The sequence below is a fragment of the Catenulispora pinistramenti genome (assembly GCF_018274385.1).
Taxonomy (GTDB): domain Bacteria; phylum Actinomycetota; class Actinomycetes; order Streptomycetales; family Catenulisporaceae; genus Catenulispora; species Catenulispora pinistramenti.
Genome location: NZ_JAAFYZ010000066.1, coordinates 37,690 through 44,548, shown reverse-complemented (window position 1 = coordinate 44,548; position 6,859 = coordinate 37,690). Strand labels below are relative to the sequence as shown.

General features: G+C 68.9%; 5 protein-coding genes. 3 read left to right on the top strand and 2 right to left on the bottom strand.

Annotated features, from left to right (window positions below; genetic code table 11):
* Nucleotides 1–159: 159 nt before the first annotated feature.
* Together KGQ19_RS20415 and KGQ19_RS20410 are read left to right on the top strand one after the other, a co-directional pair.
* On the top strand, nucleotides 160–930 hold the full coding sequence (locus tag KGQ19_RS20415) for a peptidylprolyl isomerase (RefSeq protein ID WP_212010794.1): 771 nt from the start codon (nucleotides 160–162) through the stop codon (nucleotides 928–930).
* A gap of 145 nt (nucleotides 931–1,075) precedes the next feature.
* A complete protein-coding gene (locus tag KGQ19_RS20410) occupies nucleotides 1,076–1,924 on the top strand; it encodes an SDR family NAD(P)-dependent oxidoreductase (RefSeq protein ID WP_212010793.1) in 849 nt (282 codons plus the stop codon).
* A gap of 75 nt (nucleotides 1,925–1,999) precedes the next feature.
* Here the strand turns inward: KGQ19_RS20410 and KGQ19_RS20405 are convergent, their stop codons facing one another.
* Both KGQ19_RS20405 and KGQ19_RS20400 read right to left on the bottom strand, forming a co-directional pair.
* Complete coding sequence (locus KGQ19_RS20405; RefSeq protein WP_230419020.1) at nucleotides 2,000–4,174, bottom strand: pectate lyase-like domain-containing protein; 2,175 nt, start codon at nucleotides 4,172–4,174, stop codon at nucleotides 2,000–2,002.
* Nucleotides 4,171–5,583, bottom strand: a complete 1,413-nt coding sequence (locus tag KGQ19_RS20400) for a ricin-type beta-trefoil lectin domain protein (protein WP_212010791.1) — start codon at nucleotides 5,581–5,583, stop codon at nucleotides 4,171–4,173. Before KGQ19_RS20400 ends, KGQ19_RS20405 begins: the two co-directional genes overlap by 4 nt.
* Nucleotides 5,584–5,765: 182 nt before the next feature.
* On the opposite strand from KGQ19_RS20400, the gene KGQ19_RS20395 reads away from it, so the two are divergent.
* On the top strand, nucleotides 5,766–6,815 hold the full coding sequence (locus tag KGQ19_RS20395; RefSeq protein ID WP_212010790.1) for a LacI family DNA-binding transcriptional regulator: 1,050 nt from the start codon (nucleotides 5,766–5,768) through the stop codon (nucleotides 6,813–6,815).
* The last annotated feature ends 44 nt before the right edge of the window (nucleotides 6,816–6,859 follow it).

The window sequence follows — 6,859 nt, the reverse complement described above, 5'->3', positions numbered from 1 at the left end:
ACCCCACCCTCCGCCCCAACCCGCCAGAATCCGAAGTCCGCTTCGACCCAATCAGTAGCCATTCGCCGATCCATCTAGCTCATCAGGGGTTTACAGCACAGCCACGTCTGGGAAATGCTCCATGCGTCCTGACCAACCTCTCAGGGAGCTGAGGAAAACATGCGGATAACCCGCCTTTCCAGCCGGTCCGGCCGCTTTGCCGCGGCGGCCGCCCTGCTGCTCGGCGTCGGCGTCGTCGCCGCTTCGGGCGCCGGTGCCACCGGGGGTGCCGCGCCGGTGCGTCCCGGGCACGCCACCGTGGTCGCCGCGGATGCCGCCGCGCCGGGTGTCGCACCCGACGTGCACGCCGCCGCCGCGACCGCCGCCAACCCCTGCGGCTACGTGCCGTCCGTGCCCGCCGATGACTTCAAGGGCATCCCGCAGTTCGACGCGAAGAAGGCGGCGCAGCCGTACTCGGTGGTGTTCCACACTTCGCAGGGCGACATCACTGTCAAGGCCCTGACATCGGCCGCGCCGTGCACCACCAACTCCTTCCGCTTCCTGATCGAGCACGGCTACTACAACGGCACCCACTGCCACCGCCTCACCACCCAGCGCCTGTGGGTGCTCCAGTGCGGCGACCCGACCGGTACCGGCAGCGGCGGTCCCGGCTACTCCTTCAACGACGAGAACCTGGCCGGCGCCACCTACCCGGCCGGCACCGTCGCGATGGCCAACGCCGGTCCGAACACCAACGGCAGCCAGTTCTTCTTCACCTGGAAGGACACCAAGCTCCAGCCGAACTACACCCCCTTCGGTGTGGTGACCAGCGGTATGGACGTCCTGCAGAAGATCGCCGCCGCCGGCGAGGACGACCAGAACGCGGTCGGTGACGGCTACCCGAACGACTTCGTGCAGTTCCACCACGTGCGGATCCGCACCGACCGGTAGCACACCGGGCGTGGCCTGAAAGCGGGCCGATCGGCGCGGTCGCCGACCGGCCCGCTCGCGCGCATAGTTCGTGCACAGAGGCCGAGTTCCGTTCCCCATCGCCGTTCCTGTTGCCATCTCCCCGCCCGCCCCGCAGCATCAACTCATGGATCGTGACCTGACGAACGGCGAGGCCTCGACCATCGAGCCCGCCGCCGGCGACGACACCGCGGCGGCCATCGAGACCATCGACCTGGAGCCGGCCGGCATCGAGTTCGCCGACCAGACCGTCCTGGTCACCGGTGCCGCCTCCGGAATCGGCCTGGCCACCGCCCGGCGCCTGGCGGCCGGCGGCGCGGCGGTCGCGCTGGCCGACCACGACCTGGACGGCGCCCAGCGCGCCGCCACCGAGTTGGCCGAGACCGGCGTCCCGGCGCTGGCCGTGAGGCTCGACGTGACCGACCCGGCCTCCGTGGAGTCCGCGGTGGCCGCCGCGGTGGCCGGGCTGGGCCCGCTGCGCCTGGCGGTCAACAACGCGGGCATCGCCGGCCCCAACGCCGCCACCGGCGACTACCCGATCGAGGACTGGCGCCGGGTCATCGCCACCAACCTCGACGGGGTCTTCTACTCGATGCGCTACGAGATCCCCGCGATGCTTGCAGCAGGGGGCGGCAGCATCGTCAACATGGCCTCCATCTTGGGCACCAACGGCTTCGCCGGCGCCCCGGCCTACAGCGCCGCCAAGCACGGTGTCGTCGGCCTGACCAAGACCGCGGCCCTGGAGTACGCCGACAGCGGCATTCGGGTGAACTCCGTCGGCCCCGGCTTCATCGAGACCCCGCTGCTGTCCGACACGGACGCGGACGCCCATGAATTCCTGGTGTCCCTGCATCCCGTGGGGCGGTTGGGACAAGCCGACGAGGTCGCCGAACTGGTCGCGTTCCTGCTCTCCGACCGCGCGTCGTTCATCACCGGCAGCTATCACCTGGTGGACGGCGGCTACGCGGCCAGGTGAGCGCAGCGCCACCGAAAAGGCCGACCGCACAAAGCGGTCGGCCTTCCCTGTGGGGATGTATTGCGGGATGGCTCTTTACGGATAGCCCACCAAGTAGCTGACGTTGTTGCTGGGCGTCACCTGCCCACCGGTCTCATTGACCTGGTGGTTGATCGTCCCGTCCCCGCCGAGCACCGTCGTGACCATGTCGTGGAACTTGACCCCCGACGTGTTCGGCGTCTCGATCGCGTGGTCCAGCATCACCGAGGGGTTGTCCCGGAAGTACGCGTAGATCCCCAGACCCCACGCCTCGTGCGAGGTCACCGAAGGATCGACCAGGTAGGACGCGTACCCCTCGGCCCCGTTCGGCGGCGACCAGCTCCCTTGGTCCGGCACGTCATACGGACACTCGCTCTGATAGAAGTACGTCCGCCCGCCGTTGCCGAACCACTCGGTCTGGTACTGCTCGAAGTGCTCGACCGCGAGCCCGTACATCGTGACGTTGTCGCCGTGGACCACCAGCCCGTTGTTCGACGGGTTGACGGTCCAGCCGACCCCGTTCGTATGGTCGGCCCGCCACAGCCACAGGTCGTCGCCGATCACGTTGTCGCTGTTCACCACCAGCGCCTGGGTGGCCTGCGCCTGCTGGTCGCCGCCGATGCGGAAGAACACGTCCTGCAACTCCGTCGGGTCCGAGGCGTGGCTGACCCCGGTCTTGCTCGCGCCGATCCGCATCAGCACCGCCGAGTTGGTGGAGTTGGCGCTGATCAGCAGTCCGGCGATGTCGATCCCGTCGACGTCGGCCGTGGTGATCGCGGCGTTGCCGTTGTCCGGCACCAGTGTCGCCATCCCCAGGCCCAGCACCACGGTGTTCGGGCTGGTGATGTTCAGCGCCGAGGCCAGGTGGTAGACGCCCGGGGTGACGATCAGGCTCTTGCCGGCCGCCAGCGCGGCGTTGATCGTGGCCGAGGTGTCGCCCGGCTTGACGATGGAGAACTGGCTGACCGGGACGGACGTGCCGGCTGGCGTGCCGTTGGTCCAGTCCGGGCCTTGCGCGTTCGTCCGGAGCGCGGGGACGAACACCTGCCAGGTGCCGCTGGAGTCGACGTAGATGAACGGCTTCTCCCGGACCGTCGGGGTCTGCGCGACGGTGGTGTAGGGCGGGTTCGGGAACGAGGTGGACGGCGCGTTGGTGTCGCCGACGAAGACCATGTTCCAGTTCGAGCCGGTCCAGCCCCCGTTCATCGCGGTGTCCTGGGTCAGGAACTGCTGCTGGGTGCCGGAGTCGATCTGCCCGCTGATCCGCGAGTCGCCGATGTAGCCGCCGGAAGACCAGTTGCCGCCGCTGCCGTGGGTGTTGTCGTACAGCAGCATGCCGCCGTTGACGTCCATCCGCCGGAACGGGTCGGCCTGGGAGACCGCCCACATCGTGCTGCCCGAGGGCGGGCTGACTTCCATGTTCTCGGCGTCGCGCCAGAAGTTCTGGGTGGCGTTGCCGTCGGCGGTGTGTCCGGCCACGTGCACCGTGCCGCCGGTGATGTCGACGGCGTCCGGGGACAGTCCGAGCCCTGCGACCTCGGTGTTGTACCCGACCGGGATGTCGACGTTGTACGAGCCCGGCGCGAACAGCAACGCGTTGCGCTGCGTGCCGAACTCGTTGCCCACCTGCTGGTTGTAGACGTTGTTGATGTCCGCCTGGATGGTCGAGGTCGGCATCGACGGGTCGAAGATGGTGACGTTCGGACCGAAGTCCGGGTGCGGGATGCCGCCGCCGCCACCACCGCCGGTGGGCAGCGTCCACTTCTGGTTCGAGGAGTCGGCACAGTCCCAGATCTGGGCCTGGGTTCCGGATCCGCCGAAGCCGGTGTCGTCCAGACAACGGCCGGACTCCGGGTTCAGCAGCTCCCCGTTGGACTGCGGGACCCAGACCTGAGCGCCGGATCCGTTGCAGTCATACAGGTCGACAGTGGTCCCGTTGGCGGTGCCGGCGCTGTTGATGTCCAGGCACTTGCCGAGGTCCTGCAAGGTGCTGCTCGCGCTGTCCACGGTCCAGCTCTGCGCGTTGGAGCCGTTGCAGGTGTAGACCTGGACCGGGTTGAGATTGGCGGTCGAGGCGCCCCGGTCGTCCAGGCACAGGCCCTGATAGCCGGTGATCGCCCCGACCGGATCGGCGGCGTGCGCCTTCGGGGCGGCGGCCGCCTGGCCGATCGTCAGCAGGCCCGCCGTGAGCACGAGCGCGCCGAGACCGGCGGTGGGTATGCGGATTCTCATGGCAGCGTCCACTTCTGGTTCGAGGAGTCGGCGCAGTCCCAGATCTGGGCCTGGGTTCCGGATCCGCCGAAGCCGGTGTCGTCCAGGCAGCGCCCGGACGCCGGGTTCCGCAGCTCCCCGTTGGACTGCGGGACCCAGACCTGAGCTCCGGTTCCGTTGCAGTCGTAGAGGTCGACGGTGGTGCCGTCGGCAGTGCCGGCGCTGTTGATGTCCAGGCACTTGCCGAGGTCCTGGAGGGTGTTGTTCGAGGAGTTGACGGTCCAGCTCTGCGCGTTGCTCCCGTTGCAGGTGTAGACCTGGACCGGGTTGAGGTTGGCCGTCGAGGCGCCGCGGTCGTCCAGGCACAGACCCTGGTAGCCGGTGATCGGACCGGAGCCGTTCGGCGGGGGCGGATTGCCGCCGCTGGTCCCGGTGATGGCGTTGAAGATCCGGGAGTAGGCGTAACCCGCGCCCTTGTCGTAGGCGTCGACCTCCCAGAAGGAGAGCTCTGCGACGCCGTTGGTGCTGGCGAAGTTCTCCAGGGTCTGGGCGTCGCCCTGGGAGAACACGGAGCCGTCGTCGTTGGTGCCGGCGATCGGGGTCAGGCCCTCCTTGGCGTACGCCGCCGCGGTGGATATGCCGTACAGGTTCGCCAGCTGACTGGCGCCCCCTTGCGCGGAGGACAGCGCGTCGTTGATGACCGGCTGGCCGTCGCCGTAGTCCATCGTCATCAAGTTGACGACGCTGACGTTCACGCCCTGGTTCTTCGCGTCCTGCAGCAGGCTCAGGCCCTCCGGCGGCAGACCGCCGGGATCGACCGAGAGTGTGAAGTCGATCTGCACCCCCGGCTCCTCCTGCTGGAGCGCCGCCAGTGCCTGGTCGCGGCGGGTCGTCGAGGCGGTGTCGTTGATCACGTCGCCTTCGATGTCGAAGTCGAGCCGGGTGACGCCGTAGGTGTCGACGACGTTCTTGTACGCCGCGGTCAACGACGATACGTCGGTGCACGACTGCGCCAGCTCGGTGCTGCCCGCCCCGCCGAAGGAGGGGATGACGTCCCCGCCGGCGGCTTTCAGGGAATTGATCTGCGAGGTGAAGGCGCCGACCCCGTCGCCGCCGTCCTCCCACTGCAGGGTGCAGCCGGACTGCGATGTCAAGAAGGCCAGCGAGTACCGGGAGACACCGGAGGAGCTCATGTCGGCGGCCATGTCGCCGGCGTCGCTGTCGCTGATCTGGAGATACGGTGCGGCGAAGTGGGCGGGGATGGCGGCCGCGGCGTGGTGGGTGGCGGCGGCGTGCGTGGCGGCTGCGGCGTGGGTGGTGGCCGCGTTCGCCGGAGTGCTGAGCGCCGCCGCCGTCGCGACGGTGCCGAGGACGCAGGCTCCCGCGAGGGCGGTCCGCAGGGGTCTGAGTCGTTTGGGAGGTGGGATCACTGTGCTGGCTCCTTTGTGGGGGTGGAGATGGCATACAGCTGAACCGACCCGAGTTGTTACAGAAACAGTCTCGTAACACTGCTGGTCGATGGGGAGTGAAGCACCGCGCCCGACTTTCGTCAAGACTCGAATAAAGAGGGTTTACGGGGGCTTTGCCGAGACCGGAGGGCTATCCTGCCCCGATGGAACAAGATGATGTTTCGGTGCGGGGCGCGGCGGGCCGCGGACGGGTCACCGTCCGCGCGATCGCCGCGGAAACAGGCTTGTCGATAGCGACCGTGTCCAGGGTCATCAACGCCCAGGACCAGGTGTCCGAGAGCGCGCGCCGCCGGGTGCAGGAGGCGATCGACGGCCTGGGCGGCCGGGCGCCGGCGACCCGCCCGCGGCAGCCGAAGGCCGAGTTGCCGGTTCTGGTGCGCTGCCCCTACAAACTCAGCGACTACTTCGGGGCGCTCGTCACAGCGGTCGCTGAGGCTCTGGCCGCCGCCGGCCGCCGAGTTCTGCTCGATGTCGGCGATTCTCGGGTGGACGCACCGGTGCTCCGCGAACTCCCGGCGGCCCGCGAGACGTCCGGGGCGATCCTGATCCTCCCGCCGGAGCCGGCCGAAGACCTCCGCTTCCTCCAGACCCGTCGCTATCCCTTGGTCGTCGTGGACCCGCGCACTCCGGTGCCTCGCGGCGTGGTCTCGATAGCCTCGGCCCACACCGCCGGCGCCCGCGCCGTCACCCGGCATCTCCTGGATCTCGGCCACCGCCGGATCGGGGTTATCTCCGGGTTCGAAGACTGGCTCTCCGGCTCGGACCGGCTGGCGGGTCACCTCGCCGCACTGTCCGAAGCCGGCCTGCTCGGCGACTCGCGGCTGCTTCGCTACGGCGAACCCGCGATCCATACCGGTGTCCGGGCCGGTGGTGAACTTCTGGACCTCCCCGACAGACCCACGGCGATCGCGTGCTTCAACGACAAAGTGGCGGTCGGTGTCTACCAGGCCGCCGCTGAACGCGGCCTGGGCATCCCCGCCGACCTGTCGGTGACCGGCTTCGACGACAGCGAGATCAGCCAGGCCACCGCCCCCATGCTCACCACCGTCCGGCAACCCCTTGACGAGCTCGGGCGCATCGCGGTGACGATGCTGACCCGGCTTCTGGAGCGACAAGCCCTTGATGCTCTGCATCTCGAACTGGCCACCGAACTGGTCGTGCGGGGGAGTACCGGGCCGGTCCCGCCCCGATGATGCGGGGCGCGAAACAGGGCTCTGCATCACCGGCTCGAAGGAGG

Bases quoted from the DNA above. Each gene is read 5' to 3' on its own strand.
- KGQ19_RS20415 (WP_212010794.1), top strand. From the start codon at position 160: ATGCGGATAACCCGCCTTTCCAGCCGGTCCGGCCGCTTTGCCGCGGCG.
- KGQ19_RS20410 (WP_212010793.1), top strand. From the start codon at position 1,076: ATGGATCGTGACCTGACGAACGGCGAGGCCTCGACCATCGAGCCCGCC.
- KGQ19_RS20405 (WP_230419020.1), bottom strand. From the start codon at position 4,174: ATGAGAATCCGCATACCCACCGCCGGTCTCGGCGCGCTCGTGCTCACG.
- KGQ19_RS20395 (WP_212010790.1), top strand. From the start codon at position 5,766: ATGGAACAAGATGATGTTTCGGTGCGGGGCGCGGCGGGCCGCGGACGG.